Source organism: Pseudoalteromonas nanhaiensis (assembly GCF_051235485.1).
Classification (GTDB): Bacteria; Pseudomonadota; Gammaproteobacteria; order Enterobacterales; family Alteromonadaceae; genus Pseudoalteromonas; species Pseudoalteromonas lipolytica_C.
The window spans coordinates 77,196-96,957 of record NZ_JBPNYQ010000004.1; the positions used below are offsets into that span (position 1 = coordinate 77,196).

Consider the following 19,762-nt stretch of genomic DNA (forward strand, 5'->3'; position numbering starts at 1 on the left):
AAAATTCGATCTATTAAATTAACGCCGACAATGATATTAATAGAAAGGATCAGTATTTAGCTGCGTTCGTGCTTGGTTAAATACTGCGCAGTAAGTACTTTCAACTTAGCTAAAGAAAGGAGTATGAGAATGAGTGAACAATATGCTGCACTTCGCGGTAATGTTAGTATGCTTGGACAAATGCTGGGTCAAACCATTAAAGATGCACAAGGACAAGCCATTTTAGATAAGGTAGAAGAAATTCGCGCTTTATCTAAATCGTCACGTAGTGGTAACGAAGCCGACAGACAAGCGCTTATCGATGTACTACACGCTCTCACAGATGAAGAACTATTACCGGTTGCACGCTCATTTAATCATTTTTTGAATCTTGCTAATGTTGCTGAACAATTTCATACCGTATCGCGTTTTAATGATATTGGCTTTTGCCAACTAAACCCTCTCACTCAAACATTAAAAGCGTTAGCAACAGCGGCAAAACAAGGTCAAGTAGATCCAAATCACTTGGCACAAACACTCTCAAAACTCCACATAAACCTTGTACTAACCGCACACCCAACAGAGGTGACGCGTCGAACTATGATTAATAAACACGTTGAACTTAGTGATTGTCTTGCATCTTTAGAGCGTAAAGACAATTTGCCAAGCGAACGTGCTGACCTATTAAACCGTATTGCTCAGCTAATTAGCCAAGCATGGCATACTGACGATATTCGCCGTTCACGACCAACGCCAATTGACGAAGCAAAATGGGGCTTTGCTGTTATCGAAAATAGCTTATGGCATGCCGTACCGCGTTTCTTACGTGAATTTAGCGAAGATGTAAAAACTGAGCTCGATTTAGAGTTGCCGATTGATTACAGCCCAATTGAGTTCACTTCTTGGATGGGCGGAGACCGTGATGGTAACCCGTTTGTAACTGCTGAAGTGACACAGCAAGTACTTGATCATGGCCGCTGGATGGCACTTGATTTGTATTCGCGTGATATCGAAACGCTAAGCAATGAGCTATCAATGTCAGATGCAAGTGATGAGCTTATTGAACTTGCAGGCCAAGACTTTGAACCATATCGTGCGGTACTTAAAAAACTTAAGAATCAAATTGCCGAAACGGTGACGCATTTAGGCGCTAAAATTAAGAAAAAGCGTACTGATTCTGAAGATTTAATTACAGATATAGCGCAAATTAAACACCCAATCGAAGTGTGTTATCGCTCGCTGATTAAAACCAATATGAAGGTAGTTGCCGATGGCTTGCTGCTTGATGTACTGCGTCGTATTAACAGCTTTGGCCTACGCCTTGCTAAATTAGATGTTCGTCAGGATTCGTCGCGTCATGGTGATGTTTTCTCTGAGTTAACACGTTATTTAGGCTTAGGTGATTATCATCAATGGCAAGAAGAAGACAAACAAGCATTCTTACTTGCTGAGCTAAACTCTCGTCGTCCGCTTATTCCAAAACATTGGCAACCGAGCCCTGAAGTACAAGAAGTGCTTGATACATTTGATGTAATAGCAGCGCAAGATGCACAAACATTCGGCCTGTATATTATTTCGATGGCTCGTACTGCATCTGATGTACTGGCAGTGCAGTTATTGCTTAAAGAAAGCGGCTGTAAGTTTAACTTACCGGTTGCACCATTATTTGAAACGTTAGACGACTTAAATAATGGTAAAGATGTTATTGAATGTTTACTTGATAACACCTGGTACCGTGGTCATATTCAAAACCAACAAAATGTCATGATTGGCTACTCAGATTCTGCAAAAGATGCAGGTATGATGGCTGCAGGCTGGGCACAATATGAAGCAATGGATAAGCTGGTTCAATTAGCCGAGAATCGCGGTATTGAGCTTATTTTATTCCACGGCCGTGGTGGTACGGTTGGTCGCGGTGGCGCGCCAGCTGCGCAAGCACTTCGCTCACAACCTCCTGGTTCACTTAAAGGTGGTCTGCGTGTAACAGAGCAAGGTGAAATGATCCGCTTTAAGTTTGGTTTACCAGCTGTTGCTCTACAAAGCTTAAATATTTATGCCGGTGCAGTACTTGAAAGTAACCTGCTACCACCGCCAGAGCCGAAAAGCGAGTGGCGTGAAGTGATGGAACTTATCAGTGCTGACTCGTGTGAGCATTACCGCCAAGTTGTGCGTCATGATGAAAACTTTGTACCTTACTTTAGAATGGCAACGCCAGAGCAAGAGCTCTCTAAACTACCACTGGGTTCTCGCCCTGCGAAGCGTAACCCAAATGGGGGTGTAGAAAGCCTTCGTGCAATTCCATGGATTTTTGCTTGGAGCCAAAACCGTTTAATGCTGCCTGCTTGGTTAGGTGCGTTAACAGGTCTTAAAGCTGCTTTAGATAAATATGGCATCGAGACACTTCACGAAATGAGTTTAAAATGGCCTTTCTTCCGTGCTCGATTAGAGATGCTAGAAATGGTATTTAGTAAAGCCGATAGTTGGTTAAGTGCTCATTACGATGATGCATTGGTAACTGAGCAATATAAACCACTTGGTGTTAAGCTTCGCCAAGAATTGAGTGAGGCAATTGAGCTGGTGCAGTCATTAAGCCCACAAAAAAGCTTACTTGCTGACCAACCTTGGATCAAAGAGTCGATTGCACTGCGTAACCCGTACACTGATCCACTTAACTTACTACAAGTGGAGTTATTACGTCGTTCACGTGCAGCAGATGAAAACTCTGAAGGTGATATCGATAATGCCCTAATGATTACAATGACTGGTATTGCTGCAGGTATGCGTAATACAGGTTAATTGATGTCGTCAACTAATCGTGCATCGATTGGTAATGTAATCACAAACCGTGCGCCGTGCTTTGATGGTACGGCGCATATATTGCCTTTCAAGTTATATTTCACAGCATTAAAAACCACGTTCAAACCAAGCCCTAAGTGATGGCCACCTAAATTAGTGGTATAGAATGGGGTAAAAATTTCTTGCAGGATTGATTCCTTAATACCTACGCCGTTGTCTTGATAGATAATTTTGACATAGTCATTACCTGCGCGGATGGTAATGTCTACCTTTCCTTCTGCTGTATGTGTAAAACCATGTTCATAGGAATTAATAACCAGAGTTTTTAGAATATCCTCTAAAATTGAGGGGCAGGAAGTAATGGCTACACTGTCTCCATCAACATGATAAGTAATTTTCTTACCTAAATATTTACTCATAGGCTCTAGTTTATGATGAATAAAGTTTTTTAATGGAATACTCGATAAGGGTTTGTCTAAGTTAATAGACACATTAAGTGCTTTAAATTCCTCAACAATACCTGCTAAGCGGTTAATAGCAGAAATAACAAGATCCTTGGCCTTGTCGGTGTTGGTAATAAATTCATGGAAGTATTTGCTTGATAAGTTTTGTTGTTTAAATTTATCTGACAAAGACTCTAAATATTCGTCGATGAGTGAGCTTGCTGTGACAATTGTGCCTATTGGTGTATTTAATTGATGGGCCATGCCAGAGACTAATGAGGTTAAAGAGGCTATCTTCTCGATTTCAATTAAATGATCCTGCGTTTCATTTAATTGTACTAGTATCTTTTCAAGTTCTTGTTTTCGCTTATCAATATTATTTATCGCGATAAAAGAACCAAACAAGATAATTACCAAGCATATTGATATGACGATAGTAAGATCTTTAAACGCCTGCGCTTTTGTTGCTTTTAATTGCTCTGCGCGTGTAAGTTCTGCAATTTTGAGCTCTTTGGCTTTTGCATCAGCCTGCGCTAACGCTTTAGCTAAATTAACATTTGCTTGGCGTTTTAAAATTTCCGCATTGATCTGTGCATAGTGTTTGTATGCAATCAGTGCTTCAGCATACTGTTCTTGCTTTTCAAGTAGTTGTGCAGTCAACTTGGTTACTTCAAGCTGAGTCGTGATATCAGAGAGCTTAAAAGTATCTGTTTCAATCGAAGCGAGTAAATTTAGAGCTTTGTTCGCTGAATCTTGTGCATCGTATGTTTGCGCTAAACATAAAACCACACTTAGGTAATCACCGCTGTAGGCTTGAGTTTTTATAAGCTCTACAGCATCAGTTAGAAATTCTTCTGATTCATTTAACATACCTTTTAAACGTAATACCTTTCCCTTCAATACAAAACTTTTACTTAGATGAGCAGTAAAATCGTGGCGTTGTTGTAATATTATCGCGTCATTTAATACATCTAATGCATGATCAAAATCACCTAAACCAATTAGCGCTATTGCAAGGTGGGTACTTGCAAACGACTCATCTAGGGGCTGATTCTCTATTTTTGCGGTATCTCTGTATTGTTCAAAAGCGATGGTAGCGTCACGGTAACGTTTTAAATTGAGGTTAATCAGAGCAATATTGATTTCGGTTTGTTGTAAAAGGTGCTTTCCGATTGTTTTTGCCACAGGTAATGCATCGCTATAATAGTGTAATGCATCTTGATACATGCCTAATCGGGCATAAATACCGCCAGATATGTTTAAGTAGCCATACATTAAATCCTTATTACTCGACTGTAATGCTATATCCATGAAATGAACTAGTGTTTTCATGGCTTGCTCTAATTCATCGTTTTCAAGTAAAAACCAAGCCTTATAATTTGTGATTATTGCTCGTTGTTCTAATGAAAATATTACTGTGTCGGAGGATAATAATGAATTGACTAGCTGTAGGGCATTGGTAGGGGAGCTGGCATAGGTTTTAGTAATTGAGGTTTCTATTTCCTTAAATTCAGTTTCTGTGATTGCTTGTGACAGAGCAGTACTTGTGAACAGCATCAAGCATAGATAAAACAGAAAACGAATTTTCATTACAAATAATCCTTTATACAAACCAGAGTAAGGATGGAAAGTGCATAATCCTTTCGTCTACATATGTGAGGTTATTTATTATGGATTTTAATTAGAAATAGAGTTATACGAAAAAGCTTAATAATGGATTAGAAAACTCATACATGTTCAAAAGGTAAATAGATTATGAAAGTAGGTAACATTTGCGGGTATAAATCCAATCCTTAAGTGTGAACTTTGCAACTGGTCATACCTATTTTATTGCTAGGTATTGACTAAGCAAGGCAGAACCATAAAATAGCCCGGCTTTTATTCAGCAACCATTAATTTTACCTTTACCCACGCATTTTAGAGTAACCTATGTCGAACGTGTCAACGTGCATCACTTATGATGCATCGACGTCTTTAGTGATGATGACGTTAAGAGGGACTGCAAGTGCACAGGATGTGATTAATTTTTACCAAATAGCCCATCAATATTCAGTATTATATGGGTCAGAAAAAATTCTTGTTGATGTATCTGAGTTAACCCATGACTTCGCACCAACAGACTTGTTTACTATAATGCCAGTGATTGCTAACTCGTTAAAGCGAGCTGTATTAGCTATTGTGGTGAGTTTCGATGGCTTTATGCATGACTTATTTGTGCAAAAAGCTAAACGTTACAACCTTCAAGCCGAGAATTTTGAGTGTTTTAGTAAAGCTAAAAATTGGCTAGTTCATCAATAAACAGAGAAACTAGCTGAAATTCATTTTCTGTGTATATTTGCGCTTACAAAAAATGCCTATTTAACACTTTTTTGTTGTAAATTTCGAGACACAGCGCGTTGAAACCTAGTATTTAAATGCATAACCTTTTAAACTGTTTAGCCAATTAATAATTATAATTTGTTATGACAGTAACTAGGAAAGACGTATCTAATTCTGTGTCAAGAACAACACCTTTTGACTTCAGTGATGAGCAAAAGCAATCTCTTTTTAGTCAGTTGAAAAGCCAACGTGGCATCTTATCTCAAGCTGATATTTTATTACTTTGTGAGCAACATCAGTTAACAGAGTCACAACTCTTAAAAGCGTGTGTACCTGTTGCGAGTTTGTTTTCTGTCGCACCAATTTCAAAATTCTATGTCGGTGCTATTGCACAAGGTAAAAATCAGCAAGGTGAAACGACATTCTATTTTGGTGCTAATGTGGAGTTTTCTCATCAAGCGCTAAGTTTAGTTGTTCACGCAGAACAATCTGCGATAAATAATGCATGGTTAAACGGTGCTCAATCAATAGATAAAATTGCGATCAGTGATGCCCCTTGTGGATACTGTCGCCAGTTTATGAATGAGCTCAGCACAGCGCAATCACTCGAAATATTACTTCCTGAAAGACACTTTACTTTACATGAGCTTTTACCGTATTCGTTTGGGCCAACAGACTTAGGGAATAACGAAAGCTTATTCTCACAGGAAAAAAACGACGGTCATTTCGATAGTGTTAATGAGCTCGATCAGAAATTAGCTGAAACAGCGCTAAAGGCTTACGTACCTTATACGGCGAACTACTGTAGCGTTAAAATCACGACTTTTGAAAACGGTAATTTTTACGGAAGCTATGCTGAAAATGCGGCTTACAGCCCAAGTTTATCACCGCTTCAAAGTGCTTTAAGTCAGTTTTATCTTGCTGGGTTAAAGTTTGATGATAAGACGGTTAAGTCGATCACCTTGTTAGAAACACAAGGGGCCGAAAATCAGTATGAGGTGGCTAAAAGTGTGCTGGCAAGTTTTGATAACCCACCAGCATTTGAGCACTGTATTGCTAAGCTAGTTAAAGATTAGTTTAGCAATAGTTTTGCAGCTTCAATGACTACGGCGACTGACTTTTTCTCAATCTCGCCGTGGTCAACATTAGGAATTTCTTGCTTAGTACGGTTTACTAATACACCTGCAACACACGCTGCGCGTAAGCCTAGTGCTGCACACATAGTGAAAAGTGTTGCTGATTCCATTTCATAGTTCATCACGCCAAGCTTTTGCCACTCTTCACAGCTGCCTTGTAATGAGCTAGGAACATAGCCTGAATAGGTATCGTAACGTTCTTGGCCTGGATAGAAGGTGTCACTTGAAGCTGTAATGCCAATATGGAAATTAATGCCTAAATTATCACAAGCATTAACCATAGCTTGTGTTGCAAAAAAGTCAGATACCGCAGGGTAGCTCAATGGCGCGAAGTGATGACTTGCACCATCTAAACGAACAGATGCTTGGCTAATTAAAATGTCGCCTTCATTAATGTGTGGTTGAATAGCACCTGTTGTACCAATGCGTAAAAAGGTATCAATACCTAGTTGGGCAAGCTCTTCAACAGCAATTGATGTAGATGACCCACCAATACCGGTTGAACAAACTACCACGCTGTGGCCATTTAACTCACCACGATATACATGAAATTCACGGGTCTTCGCTAAGCACTTTGGGTTATCGAGAAGTGTTGAAATGCGGGCAGAGCGATCAGGATCACCAGGGACGATTGCCAGTGTTGCACCGTTTAAGTCCTCACGAGTGAGCCCTAAATGAAATACCTTTTCCATTATTAAACCTTATTTTTGTCTAAAGCGTAATACTTTAATCATACGTGTTTAAAGTACAGGACAGATGTCCTATTAGATTACGAATGTTGCAAGATTTGCACAGATAACCTAAACCTAAAGATGTAACGATAAAAGAGGACCTATTATGCCTGCTTCATCATCTATGAGTAAACATCATGAATTTGCTCGCTGTTTAGAGAGTGCTCATGTTTCTATGGCTGCTCCGTTTCATTGGCTTGCTTTAGCGTTTAAAGATATTGCCAATGCGCCAATCCTAAGCTTAGTGTACGGTTTAGTTTTTACACTAATACCAGCAGCAATAATGTACTTTGTGTATCAATTTGATACACATCTTGTAATTTTACCAGCGGTTGTTGGCTTTGCTCTTATTGGCCCTGCATTTGCGGCTGGGCTTTACGATGTTGCTTGGGAGCTAGAAAAAGGGCATAAACCGACCTTAATGCACAGTTTAAAATCAATGTTTAGAAACCCCGCTGGTGAATGGGGATTTGCAGTATTATTAATGGTGATTATGATTGTGTGGATGAGACTTGCTGCATTGATCCACGCACTGTATCCGAATGTTGTAGATCCTAGCTTTGAACAGCTATCTGCGTTTCTTACGCTTGGCTCGATAGTTGGCGGCATTTTGCTGGTAACAGTCTTTGCTATTTCAGCATTTACCCCGCAGATAATGATGGAAAGACGCGTAGATATAATGACGGCGGTTATCTCATCGATGAATGCAGTAAAAACCAATGTAGGCGCAATGGTTGTTTGGGCTGCTTTAATAATATTCATGGTATTTCTGGGATTTGTCACTGGAACGGCAGGGTTCATTGTTATTATGCCATTATTGAGCTACGCGAGTTGGCATGCTTACATTGCGGTGATAAAAACTAAGAAGCCAAGGGGTTACGAATAATGAGTATTCACCTTGCTTGAATATAAATCTATTGCAGCAATCTAATAGGTTGCTGCAAAATTTGACTTTCCCTCCGTGCATGTTATACCTGCCAAAATACCACGCTCATTGAGTTATTGAGCACCCATAATGAGTCTCTTTAGAAATAATAAACTATAAATTTCAAGAGGTTAATTTTTCCTTCTTCTCATGATAAATGTGATGCTTGCATCGCGGTTTCTAGATTATGAGAAAGCGTAATTTTAACGATTACGAATGAATATGCAGTTATTTAGCAGCGGAGTAGAAATGAGTAACACACAAAAAGCATTTCACGAAAAACTAAGTCAATGTCTTTGCCCACCAGGCGATGGTGTTTTTACGGTAAATACAGCGAAAGAACGTAAAGATGCCTTACGAACAAAATTATACGGTCAGACAGAGAACGTAGACGTTCTTTGGAAAGAGTCATTAGAGACACTAGCCGACTCAGAACATAAAGCTGTGATTCTTGGGATCAGCTCTGATTGTGGTGGGGGTATTTTACGTGGTGCTAACTGGGGCCCGTTATTTTTACGTTCTACCTTAATTGATCAACAACCACAGGCTCGCGCGTTCGACTTAGGTGACGTTCGTGTTATTCCTCATTTATTGCATGATAAATACCTAAACGAAGCTACAATCACAAACTGTCAAAAAGCACTCTATGCTGATGAAAACAGCGAATACCATGTATCACCATTGTCTATCACTGAAGATGTGTGTGATGGCTTTTATGCCAACTACCCAGATAAAGGTATTTTCGGGATTGGCGGTGACCATTCAATCAGTTATCCGCTGACTAAAGCGTATTTGAAAGCAAAGCGTGATGCAGGTAAACGCACTGCAATTATCCATTTTGACGCCCACACTGATTTACTTGTAGAGCGCTTAGGTATCGATTTATGTTTTGGTTCATGGTGTACACATATCCTTGAGTACCTACCTGCACCGCGTAACCTTATTCAATTTGGTATTCGTTCAAGTGGTAAACCGAAACAACACTGGGAAGAGACTTTTGGTGTTAAGCAACATTGGGCGCATGAAATTATTGAGCGTGGTACTAAAGCTGTTGCTGAAGAAGTAATTGCCCAACTTAAAGCTGATAAAGTTGATGAGCTTTATGTGAGCTTTGATATTGATGCACTAGACGAGGCATTTGCTTCTGCGACAGGCACACCTGAAGCAGGTGGCTTAACACCACAGCATGCATTAGACATTTTGGTTGCTTTAGCTGATGAGTTTCCAATTACTGGGGCTGATATGATGGAAATTGCACCATTTACAGACAGCTCTTTGATTGGTCAAACGAGTTCTGAAACAACGCTTAAAGAAGGTGCAAAAATTTCTGCCTTTTTAATTGCTGCGATGAACAAGTAATTTGCCTTGATGCAACAGGGGAGTGTGTTACTCCCCTTACTCATTCCTTAGTCTTAAAAACATTCCATTATTCCTAACTACACGCTATATTATTATAAAAAATAATTATAAATTTGGTTTGTCTGCGATGTGGAAATCTCTAGCCTTGTTATTGCTTATTATTGCTAAACCTAGTTTTGCAGCAATAACAGTGGTAACTGAAAACTTTCCAAACTTCCAATATCAGAACGAACAAGGCGAGTTAGTTGGCTCTGTCGTGGGCAAAGTTAAAGCTGCCCTCGAAAAATCAGGGATGCAGTACGACATATCAATTAATACTTGGTCAATTACATACAATGCTGCTTTACGTGACGCAAACACGTGTATTTTTTCATTAGCACGTATTCCTTCCAGAGAGAAAAAATTTAAGTGGATACATAAACTTGAAGGCTTTTCAGCATCTTTTTATGCATTTAAATCAAATCGGCTGAGTATCAGTAACCTCGATGATGCGAAAAAATATCGTACTGCAGTTCTAAAAAATAACTACTCCCATGTTTATTTAAAAGAGCAGGGTTTTAATGAAAATAAACAGTTAATCCTGCTTGATAGCTTTGAAAATATTTACGACATTCTTAAGAGTCGTCGTACAACTGTTGATTTAGTGGTATTAAGTGACCAACAATATCAATTTGAAAGTAAAAATGATCAAAGCCTTTCTTTTCTAGAGCCTGTTTATCAGCTACCTGTTGCACGCGCTGATTTATACTTTGCTTGTAACGGAAATATCGACCCAGTGACTTTAGATAAGCTCAATAAAGCCTTTGTTTCCAGTGATTTAAAATAGCACTTGTTGATTGCTATAAAGCAGTTATAATCAGCTGCTTTTTGACCATTCTCGCCAAACTCTAAACAGCATAAGTGAGCAAAAAGTTGTTTGCATTCAACAGTCTGAATGCTTTTTACTAGGAGCCACAATGAGTGACTTACTCGTTATTATGATATTAATTTTGATCAGTGCGTTGTTTGCAATGAGCGAAATAGCTATTGCTGCATCACGTAAGATAAAATTAAGGGTCATGGTCGACGAAGGCAATAAAAAAGCCCAGGCAGTATTAACGTTGCAAGAGCAGCCGGGGGCATTTTTTGCGATGATACAAATTGCCTTAAATGCGATTGCTATTTTAGGTGGTATTGTCGGTGAGCAAGCTTTATCACCTTATATTGAACAAATTTTAGGGATGATTTATCAAGGCCCGTTACTAAGTCAAATTAGCTTTTTGATTTCGTTTTTTAGCATAACCTCATTATTCATTTTATTTGCAGATTTACTGCCCAAACGCCTAGCGATGATTATGCCAGAGGCTGTTGCTGTCAATGTGGTGTCTATAATGCGTTGGGTTACCTTTGCATTAACGCCATTTGTTGTGTTCTTTAATGGCACTACAAACTTAATTTTACGCGCCTTTAAAGTTCCGGCTGAACGAGAAGATATTGTTACCACAGAAGACATCGTTGCTATGATGGATGCTGGGGCTGAATATGGCAGCCTACAGCAACAGGAATATGAGTTAATAGGCAATGTGTTTGATTTGGAGGCCCGGTTTTTATCGAGTGTGATGACTCCACGTGATCAAATTGTATTTTTTGATGTAAAAGCTGATGCCCAAGAAGTCGCTACCAAAATTATTGAGCACCCGCATAATCACTTTTTAGTGTGTGATGGTAGTTTAGACAAATTAATTGGTTCGGTTGAATCAAAAGATATCCTTCGTAAAGTACTTAAAGGGCAAACTGCTGAGATAGATAGTGAGTTAATCAGCCGTGATATTTTTTACTTACCAGAAACACTCAGTCTTTCTGAAGCATTAAATACCTTTAAAAAAGCAGCTGAGCCATTTGCTGTTGTTGTTAATGAATATGCACTGATGGTTGGCATTGTCACTGTTAAAGATTTAATGAAAGGCTTTATGGGTGATTTGATCAGTCATCAGGGCGAAGAGTTAATTATTCAACGTGATAACACTTCATGGTTAGTGGATGGCCTGACACCAGTGGTTGAGCTTGCTAAAGTGTTAGAGATAGAAGAGTTTCCTGATCAATCACATTATGAAACTGTTGCCGGATTCCTTATTTATACGATGAAACGACTTCCGAAGCGCGCCGAGTTTATACATTTTGGCGGGTTTAAATTTGAAGTTGTTGATGTTGAAGGAGTGAAGGTCGAGCAACTCTTAGTTACTCGAATTTCAGAAGAAAGCAATTAAGGCTGCTCATGCAGCCTTTATTCAAAAGTATCTTTCACTATTGCCTTAGCTTGATGCACCATGTGTACGCCATTTGACCAACACTCAATGGGCTGCAGTGATGCATTATCAAGTAACACCAGATCTGCATCTGCATTGATAGTCACTCTACCTTTATTAATACCAAGCACATCAGCTGGATTTGAGGTAATAGCCATTAATGCGTGTTCAACCGATACACCATATTCTTGAACGGCTTCTACAAACGAGCTATGCAATGTTGATTCTTTACCAACTTCAAGACCTAATAGATTAAAGTTATCATCAAAAATAGGTAAGCTTGCATGACCATCAGAGCTCATGGTGAGCTTAGTCGGTTGTACATTATTTTTAAGGCAGTAAGCCAGTGCCTGCGCGGCTGAATATTCACCATGGGCAAGATCATACTCTGTCGTGCTTGTTGTAAAGTCGATAGTGCCACCCGCTTTGCAAAACGCCACACCCGCATTGAGTAAAGCAAGATTTCGATTCATATGCGTAGGATAAAACTGGCTAAGCGAAATATCAGTTAAGCTATCTATCTCATGTAATAAAGATAAGTGACTATCTACTGGACCTACATGAATACTAACCGTGCCTTTTTTGCCACTTAACATGCCAGCCACTTTTGCTTCAGCGGCTAGTTCAGCAAGTTGCTGAGCCGTTGGCTGACTACTGCGATGATCAGAAATGGCGACTTCACCGACACCAATAAACTCCTCAATATACATAATGTCATTTGTTATTGAACCAGTCAGTGTTTTAGCAGGTAAGTGATATGAACCTGTATGGCAAAATACGTTTAATCCTCGTTCTTTAAGTGCTTTTGCTTTTGCAATTAAATTACTATGGGTTCGACTACTTGAGTCAGTACCAAGGGCAGCGACAACCGTTGTTGTACCATGCAATGTTGCATCTGTTAGGTTCATTTCAGGTGTTCTGCTAGCAAAACCAGCCTCACCGCCACCACCTGTTATATGGACTAAAGAGTCAACAAACCCCGGAGTTAAAATGCAATTAGATCCATCAACGATGGTAACACCATGATAATTTTCGATATTAATTTCAGGCTGTATATCCACGATTTTTCCGCCCGCGATTAAAACATCTTGGTTTCCAAGCGGCGAAGGAGCGAAAATATCTGCGCCTTTTATAAGTGTTAACATAATTAAATCTTTTACTGATAGTTAATAAAATGTGCGAGAAAAATAAAACAACTAGCAAGGCCAAATAGCGCTAAGGTAAAACGCCAAATAAAGCTTGCCCACTCACTCCAATCAAGTTTGACAATGCCTAAACAGCCGATGAGGCTTGCTGAGGTGGGAATAAATATATTGGTTAGTCCATCACCTAATTGAAACGCCAGCACTACAATCTGCCGTGAAATATTTAATAGATCACCCAGTGGTGACATTAGCGGCATTGTGATTGCTGCTTGTCCTGAACCTGAAGATACAAAAAAGTTAAACACACTTTGAAATAATAGCATACCCCAAGCGGCGATATAGTCTGGTACAACTGAGATGCTGGTGGCGCTATAGTAAAGCAAAGTATTTAGAGTTGAAGGCGATGTTAAATCGCTACCGCCAAGTATTAAAATAACGCCTTTTGCTAAAGCAACCAAAAGCGCTGCGGGCAGGAGTTCTTGTGCACCCTCTTTAAATGCATTTGCGCTTTCATTTGCTGTTTGTTTTTTAAATAGACTAGCAATCACAGCAGAGGCTACACCTAAGCAGAAGAACTGCGCAGCTAATTCAGGAATATAATACTGCCTTGCCATAACACCCCAAATAACCCAAATAATACCTGCAATAAAGGTTATTAAGATAAGCTTATCTGCGCTGTCTAAGCTAATTGACTTGTTATTTTCTTGAGCACTTAGGTTCTTTGCCGATCTGATTGAATTAGCATATCGGATAGTAAATAGAAGGCCAAATGAGGTAAAAACCAGCCACGTAACCATTCTGAATCCTGCACCAGAAAACACCGGGATCTCTGCAATTGATTGAGCAATTGCGATACTAAATGGGTTCATCCAAGAGGTAGCAAAGCCAATCTGTGTCGCAACATAAGTTGTTAATACAGTTACTTTTGCATCATAACCGAGTTGTTTCATAATGGGGAATAACACAATACAAAAGGCGATGGCTTCTTCACCCATACCAAATACTGCGCCTCCTAATGAAAAAAGCACAAATAGCAAAGGAATGAATATCCACTCTACGTGTTGTGTTTTATTAATCAGCGCCATAATGCCGTTATTAATCGCACCCGTTTTTAAAATAACGCCAAAGGCGCCACCTGTGATTAAAATAAATGCCATTACCCCGATGGCTGCACCATATTTGTCACCAGAGACTAAGCCTTCAAACAATACATTGGCTAGACCAATGCCTCCTCCTTCTGCAAAAAGGGCAGGTGGTGTATGTTCTGTTGCTTTTTGATACTGTGATAATTCAACACTGTGACTATCTTGTTCGGCATTAAACACACCGGGTGTTATAAATAAACTGGCTAAATAGGCGATGACTGCGACGCATAACAAAATGATGCTCGCATCAGGCATCGCAAACTGTTTGTTTTTCATAAAGTCACTTAACGATTGTTCGAAGAATGTGAGAAAAGCAAGTTATTGTAGCCCTTGCTGAGAAAGATTAACACTGAGAGCCGCGAGTTTGAGTTATTAATAACACAAACTTAGCAATGTGGGCGACATAGAGCCGCCCACATTAATGTTAAAAGCGATAGCTCAGACTCAACGTATAGCGAGTGCCATATGCATTATGATTGATTGAATCAAACCCGCGGCTTGAGCCATATAGCTTAGGGGGTTCTTTATCGAAGATATTATCAATACGAGCGCGGATTGATAATGCATCATTGACAAAATAGCCAGCTGATAAATCCCATACTAACCAGTCATCAACGTCACGTTTTAACTCCTCGTTAAGCTCTCCAAGCTCTTCTAGTTCGTCTATTTCACGACCACGCAGCCCTTCGATATCATCCTCATAACTACTGGTATAATTGGCACCGAGATTTAAGTAATAACTCTCAGCTTCCCAATCAATAGAAAATCTGCCTACATTTTCAGGGTAGCGATAAGTACCGATTAATTTTTCGATTGCATCTGAGCCAGGTTTATTTCGCTCAAACTCTAAATAGTGTGTACCATCGAAAGCGAGTGTTAAATTGCCTTTTGCAAAATTAAATCGATGATCAAATTTAAAATCGATACCTGCTAATGTCTGGGTGCCGGTATTTTCAAGAGGAATAACATGGTCTCTAAATAATGGCAGGAATAGCTCATCTTCTCGCGGGTTAAACTCACTAATATAGTTTGTGAGGATCTCTGAAAGGTTAGCGCCATCACTTTCGATATTGAGTCCAGCATTATCGGTTACTTCACACAGCTGCTCCTCGTACGAAATACCTTCTTGACCTTGTGGTACTAGCCCACAGTGACGAAGAGAAGCATCTGTTATAGCTCTATCTAGCACTGCAGTCATATTGGTATCGATAACTTGTTCGTGATCAAAATGCCAATAATCAACCGTTAAGTTAGTATTTATAGATGGGCTCCATGCAAAGCCAATGCTGAGCGCTTCAGACTCTTCGGCTTTGAGTGCTTGATTACCGAGTTCTAGGCTGTTAACACTGACCTCGGTGCCATCACCCATACAATATAAATCTGCAACAGCCTGATTAGCACCGCAATCGAAGCGTGATTGTGTGGTACGTAATTTTACGCCTGCTTGAGTTAATGAAGGTGCCCTAAACGACGTTGACCAAGAACTTCTAATGATAAGAGAATCTGAAGGACGATAGCTTAAACCAACTTTAGGGTTAAACGTTCCTCCAAAATCATCGTAATGATCGTAGCGACCAGCGACTTGCAGTTCTAGCTGCTCAGTGAGTGGCACATTCAACTCTAAAAATGCAGCGTACTGAGTACGATCGGCCTCAGACAAGCTAGAGCCGAAACCAAATACATCTACCAAATAACCATTTTCAGGACGGGCTTGTGAGTCTAACGATGGAATATCTTTTAATTCTTCTCGTCGAGCTTCAATACCAAATGCAGCATAAATGGGTAACTCATTAAACGTAAATAAATCGCCATTAAAGTTTAAATCCCAACCGTATACTGTACTTTCACCGCTTCTACTTGGGTTTGCCTTTGCAAGATCAAGCACTGCATCGTTATTACTATCCCCCTGTAAAAACGGGTTGTAGAACGGCATTAACTGACCTTGTGCACAATTGAGCTGTGTTCCATCGTATGTAGCTAATGATCCGTCAGAGCATAATTCACCAGTGATAGCTGCATGAAATTGATAGCGGTTATAAATACCATCAATTGCTTGTTGCTCTGACTTAGAGCGAGAGAAGGTTACTCCCGACTCCCAACTCCAATCACCAATGTAACCGGCAAGGCTACTGACTAAGCGAAAGTTTTTGGTTTCGACTTCAACCGTTCGTGGTGAATTAAAGCGCGCATCAAATGCAAAGCCATACACTTCTCGACCCGCTTGAGTGGTAAATGGATCAATATAAAGCTGGTCCATTAAGTCGTTACTGCCATCAGCGTTATCATAAATGAATAGCGCATCTTCTATGATAAACGGACCATCATCGTCGTTTATTTGATTGATTGATGCAGGTGATGAATAGGCTTTTGATTTAGTTTGGCTATAGAAGAAATCGGTATGCCAATCTAAATCACCTAAGGTGCTGTTAAACATAAAGCCAGTTGAAAGGCTTTCAAATGGGGTTTCTAGGTAATCATCTTGGTTTGCATAGTAAGCACAAATTTGCTCACCATACTCAGTCGTGACAAGCTCTGTTTTACAGTTTGGCGCTGGTAGTTCATTGCCATCTCGACTACTGTAGTAATAAATGTTCGGCGAGTTCTCAAGTTTGGGTAAGTATGAGTAACCATTCACTAAATTTGGGGTTGCGGTATAGCTTCTGTCGGTCGCTTTAAAGGCATTGCGATCGTAAATATCGGCAAATACCGTTAAGTTACTCTCACCTATATTCGTGCCGTAAACTAAGTTAAGTTGTTTCTTACCTTCGTCATGACTGTCAAAACTATTAGTGTAAGAAGTGTTTACTTCAGCTCCTTGAAAGTCATCTTTAAGAATATAGTTAATAACACCAGCAACAGCATCAGCCCCATATATTGCCGATGCACCAGTGGCGAGAATATCAATGCGCTCGATTGCGGCAAGTGGAATTGAGTTCACATCAACAAAGTTTTCAGTGCCTGCTGCGAACGAGCTCGGCGCGACACGACGGCCATTAATCAGTGTTAATGTAGCTGAGGGCCCCATACCACGAAGGCTGGCAGCAGATTGGCCCGCTGGCGTTGAGGTTGATGTACCGCCGCTTTCAGACGTCGAAAAGGTACCTGATCCGCCTTTGAATACAGATAAATCTTTTAATAACTCATGAATGGTGTTCGCTCCTGAGCGCTTGATTGCATCTTGGTCAAGCACGGTAAGCGGGATGGTTCCTTCTAGATCAACCCCTTTAATTCGTGATCCTGTTACTTCTACTCGTTCAATTTTTTCTGATTGTTGGTCGTTTTGAGCATACACAGCATGAACTGGGCACAGCACAGCGCTGATTGCTACAGCAATTGATAACTGACGAAACATATTGATTTACCTTTGTCTTATACCAATCCGCAAAAATGCTTAATTAAGCGAATTGGTATTAAATACCCACGGCAAAACCGTGACATTTTAAATAATTTTTATAATTTTTTTAGACAGGGCAGTGGGTTATAGACACAACTAGCCCCTCACAGGAAGTGAGGTGTGGCTACTCGTCAAACCACTCCGAAAGGTAGTGTGGAGAGTAGAAATATGTACAAAGCGATAATGCGTTTTTCAACATAATTCCAATCCGTAAGGTCTTTTGACAAAGCTAGTAATACAGTGCTAGCTTACTCGCGTTTTAAATGTTCCTTTTTTTTATAGCAAGCAACAAAAAGCTGTGCAAGTAATTTTCTAATATTTTTTTACAAGAGTGTAACAATATGAACATCTTTAAGGAGCAAAGTGCTAAATACCACATTGGGTTTATTTTTGGGGTATTTAGTGTTGTTTTCGCGTCATTTGGCAGTAAAGTTAATGCAAGTGAGCAACAGCAAACGTTAGTTTTAATTGGTGGGGCATTGACAACCTGCTCAAGTATGAGCCCTAAAAATTGCCTTTCTAATAAACAGATCAGTGGTAAACAAACTAATCAATTTCGATTAAATAATGATGCTTTATCTGCAATAAAGACAAACTGGCCAACAAATAATGAAAAAAATCGCCAGCAAACGCTTAAGGTATTAGCACAGATTGCACGTCAACAGCCTGAGGTGAACACTAAAAGTGATATTTTATGGGCATGGCGTGATTTAGATAATACGTTATTGAACACGTTAACAGATAAAGAGTATAACTTCGTGCTAGATACTCTCGAAGTTCCTGTATTAACAGCCGATTCTACAAGACAAAAAGAGCAAGTTAGTGTACCGGATAACAATGAAAGTGCAGCAAGTGATATTTTAGACTTTGTGTCTGCTTCGTTAAAAACAACGGATGAATCACCAACCATTTTAGCGGTTACAGCTTCAAGCAGAGACCCTTATGAATCAGCAGATTTTTATGAAGGATTATTAAGCTTTAATGGTGTCGAATCGAAGTGGTTACCTTTAACACCCGCTTTAGCAAGAGCGATTACCAGTAAGCAATGTGAGAGTTTAGATGCTTTACGTACTGAGACAATGGCTGTTTTTAACCGTGGGACTATTTATCCTGACCGAATTAAGGCCGAAAAAGCGCTTTGTGATCAAGGGGTAGAGCATTTAGTTAAACTGATTGAAAACGCAACGGGCATTATGTTTAACGGTGGTGATCAGAGCTTAACCAGACAGGTGCTTTTTGATGATAACGGCAAGCAATACCCTTGGACTCGTGCAATTTTACAAAGGCCATTACTTGTAGGTACTAGCGCAGGAACAGCGGTGCAAAGTGGTGGTAAGAATGCCTATGGTTCGGTGCCTATGATTTCTAATGGGACTAGTTTAGCAGCATTAAGAGCTGGAGCATTTGCTGTTTCACCACCGAGTGAGCGCTGTAAAAATAAATGTGATAATAGCCTTTCAGCAGATTCATTAACCTATGAAAAACAAGGCGGTTTAGGTAGCTTTACTTACGGGGTTCTAGATACTCATTTTAGCGAGCGCAACAGAACCATGCGCTTGGCTAGACTACTGGCAGATTCAGGGCAAAAACATGGTTTTGGCATTGATGAAACTACGGCGCTTGTATCAATTCGAGCAGGTGAAACCGCATTAATGACGGTGATTGGTAAAAGTGGTGTAGTACATGTTCAATCAGACGCTAAAAACAAAGGAGCAATCAGTTATTGGCCTGCAGGGACGGTTATTGATGTAACAAAGGATGGTTTTAGTCTTGCGAAGCGAACTGTTGATAATGCACTGCCTAGTATTAAAATTCCGCGATTACCGATGCAGCGTTTTGGCACTATTTTCTCTGATGCTAAATTGCGCTCGCTTGTGCAAGCTATGTGTTTAACTCAAGAACAACAAGCTGTAGCCCAGCATGATGAGTTTCTACTCGATTTAAATGCTACTGAAGTTACGCATTACTACCGTGTTAATAAAAGTAGTACGGGCTGTGCTGTAGAGAATCTAGCCTTTAGTGTTAAATCCTTTTAACACTATAAATTACTGAAAAAGTAGTAGATTATTTGTTCGTTATTAGTTAGCGTAACACTAATAACGAAC

13 protein-coding genes are annotated in these 19,762 nt (G+C 39.8%); 8 read left to right on the forward strand and 5 right to left on the reverse strand.

The features are described 5' to 3' along the window. The first annotated feature begins 129 nt into the window (after positions 1-129). Positions 130-2,775, forward strand: coding sequence for a phosphoenolpyruvate carboxylase (ppc, locus tag ACSFVZ_RS05655; RefSeq protein WP_435558321.1), 2,646 nt, complete (start codon positions 130-132; stop codon positions 2,773-2,775). Here the strand turns inward: ppc and ACSFVZ_RS05660 are convergent. After that, complete coding sequence (locus tag ACSFVZ_RS05660; RefSeq protein WP_435558322.1) at positions 2,772-4,808, reverse strand: tetratricopeptide repeat-containing sensor histidine kinase; 2,037 nt, start codon at positions 4,806-4,808, stop codon at positions 2,772-2,774. The genes ppc and ACSFVZ_RS05660 overlap by 4 nt on opposite strands. A 339-nt stretch (positions 4,809-5,147) precedes the next feature. Here ACSFVZ_RS05660 and ACSFVZ_RS05665 point away from each other — a divergent pair, with 339 nt between their 5' ends. Beyond that, positions 5,148-5,516 (forward strand): hypothetical protein, encoded by a 369-nt coding sequence (locus tag ACSFVZ_RS05665; protein WP_435558324.1) that lies wholly within the window; start codon positions 5,148-5,150, stop codon positions 5,514-5,516. Between the two features lie 164 nt (positions 5,517-5,680). Then, positions 5,681-6,613: a cytidine deaminase gene (gene cdd / locus ACSFVZ_RS05670; protein ID WP_435558325.1), complete on the forward strand. Its 933-nt coding sequence runs from the start codon at positions 5,681-5,683 to the stop codon at positions 6,611-6,613. On the opposite strand, the gene udp is transcribed toward cdd, so the two are convergent. After that, the gene (gene udp, locus ACSFVZ_RS05675; protein ID WP_435558326.1) at positions 6,610-7,365 is read right to left on the reverse strand and encodes a uridine phosphorylase; all 756 of its coding nucleotides are present in this window, start codon (positions 7,363-7,365) and stop codon (positions 6,610-6,612) included. The genes cdd and udp overlap by 4 nt on opposite strands. A gap of 145 nt (positions 7,366-7,510) precedes the next feature. On the opposite strand from udp, the gene ACSFVZ_RS05680 reads away from it, so the two are divergent. The 4 genes from ACSFVZ_RS05680 (at position 7,511) to paeA (ending at position 11,934) form a co-directional block, all read left to right on the forward strand. Continuing rightward, positions 7,511-8,290 carry a DUF2189 domain-containing protein gene (locus ACSFVZ_RS05680; RefSeq protein ID WP_199526905.1) on the forward strand — a complete coding sequence of 260 codons (780 nt, stop codon included), beginning with the start codon at positions 7,511-7,513 and terminating at the stop codon, positions 8,288-8,290. 288 nt (positions 8,291-8,578) lie between these two features. Next, positions 8,579-9,688 (forward strand): arginase family protein, encoded by a 1,110-nt coding sequence (locus tag ACSFVZ_RS05685; protein ID WP_435558327.1) that lies wholly within the window; start codon positions 8,579-8,581, stop codon positions 9,686-9,688. 127 nt (positions 9,689-9,815) lie between these two features. Then, positions 9,816-10,514 carry a substrate-binding periplasmic protein gene (locus tag ACSFVZ_RS05690; protein WP_435558328.1) on the forward strand — a complete coding sequence of 233 codons (699 nt, stop codon included), beginning with the start codon at positions 9,816-9,818 and terminating at the stop codon, positions 10,512-10,514. 130 nt (positions 10,515-10,644) lie between these two features. Then, positions 10,645-11,934 (forward strand): polyamine export protein PaeA, encoded by a 1,290-nt coding sequence (paeA, locus tag ACSFVZ_RS05695; protein WP_199526902.1) that lies wholly within the window; start codon positions 10,645-10,647, stop codon positions 11,932-11,934. A 17-nt stretch (positions 11,935-11,951) separates the two neighbouring features. Here paeA and iadA read toward each other — a convergent pair whose 3' ends face one another. From iadA to ACSFVZ_RS05710, 3 genes are all read right to left on the reverse strand, one after another. Continuing rightward, a complete protein-coding gene (gene iadA / locus ACSFVZ_RS05700) occupies positions 11,952-13,118 on the reverse strand; it encodes a beta-aspartyl-peptidase (RefSeq protein WP_199526901.1) in 1,167 nt (388 codons plus the stop codon). 11 nt (positions 13,119-13,129) lie between these two features. After that, complete coding sequence (gene yfcC, locus ACSFVZ_RS05705) at positions 13,130-14,539, reverse strand: putative basic amino acid antiporter YfcC (protein WP_199526900.1); 1,410 nt, start codon at positions 14,537-14,539, stop codon at positions 13,130-13,132. Positions 14,540-14,687: 148 nt separating this feature from the next. Further along, a complete protein-coding gene (locus ACSFVZ_RS05710) occupies positions 14,688-17,615 on the reverse strand; it encodes a TonB-dependent receptor domain-containing protein (protein WP_339988614.1) in 2,928 nt (975 codons plus the stop codon). A gap of 383 nt (positions 17,616-17,998) precedes the next feature. Here ACSFVZ_RS05710 and ACSFVZ_RS05715 point away from each other — a divergent pair, with 383 nt between their 5' ends. Next, positions 17,999-19,693 (forward strand): cyanophycinase, encoded by a 1,695-nt coding sequence (locus ACSFVZ_RS05715; protein WP_235403959.1) that lies wholly within the window; start codon positions 17,999-18,001, stop codon positions 19,691-19,693. Positions 19,694-19,762: the final 69 nt, after the last annotated feature.

Coding starts and splice junctions, on each gene's coding strand:
- ppc (WP_435558321.1), top strand. CDS start 130: ATGAGTGAACAATATGCTGCACTTCGCGGTAATGTTAGTATGCTTGGA.
- ACSFVZ_RS05660 (WP_435558322.1), bottom strand. CDS start 4,808: ATGAAAATTCGTTTTCTGTTTTATCTATGCTTGATGCTGTTCACAAGT.
- ACSFVZ_RS05665 (WP_435558324.1), top strand. CDS start 5,148: ATGTCGAACGTGTCAACGTGCATCACTTATGATGCATCGACGTCTTTA.
- cdd (WP_435558325.1), top strand. CDS start 5,681: ATGACAGTAACTAGGAAAGACGTATCTAATTCTGTGTCAAGAACAACA.
- udp (WP_435558326.1), bottom strand. CDS start 7,365: ATGGAAAAGGTATTTCATTTAGGGCTCACTCGTGAGGACTTAAACGGT.
- ACSFVZ_RS05680 (WP_199526905.1), top strand. CDS start 7,511: ATGCCTGCTTCATCATCTATGAGTAAACATCATGAATTTGCTCGCTGT.
- ACSFVZ_RS05685 (WP_435558327.1), top strand. CDS start 8,579: ATGAGTAACACACAAAAAGCATTTCACGAAAAACTAAGTCAATGTCTT.
- ACSFVZ_RS05690 (WP_435558328.1), top strand. CDS start 9,816: ATGTGGAAATCTCTAGCCTTGTTATTGCTTATTATTGCTAAACCTAGT.
- paeA (WP_199526902.1), top strand. CDS start 10,645: ATGAGTGACTTACTCGTTATTATGATATTAATTTTGATCAGTGCGTTG.
- iadA (WP_199526901.1), bottom strand. CDS start 13,118: ATGTTAACACTTATAAAAGGCGCAGATATTTTCGCTCCTTCGCCGCTT.
- yfcC (WP_199526900.1), bottom strand. CDS start 14,539: ATGAAAAACAAACAGTTTGCGATGCCTGATGCGAGCATCATTTTGTTA.
- ACSFVZ_RS05710 (WP_339988614.1), bottom strand. CDS start 17,615: ATGTTTCGTCAGTTATCAATTGCTGTAGCAATCAGCGCTGTGCTGTGC.
- ACSFVZ_RS05715 (WP_235403959.1), top strand. CDS start 17,999: ATGAACATCTTTAAGGAGCAAAGTGCTAAATACCACATTGGGTTTATT.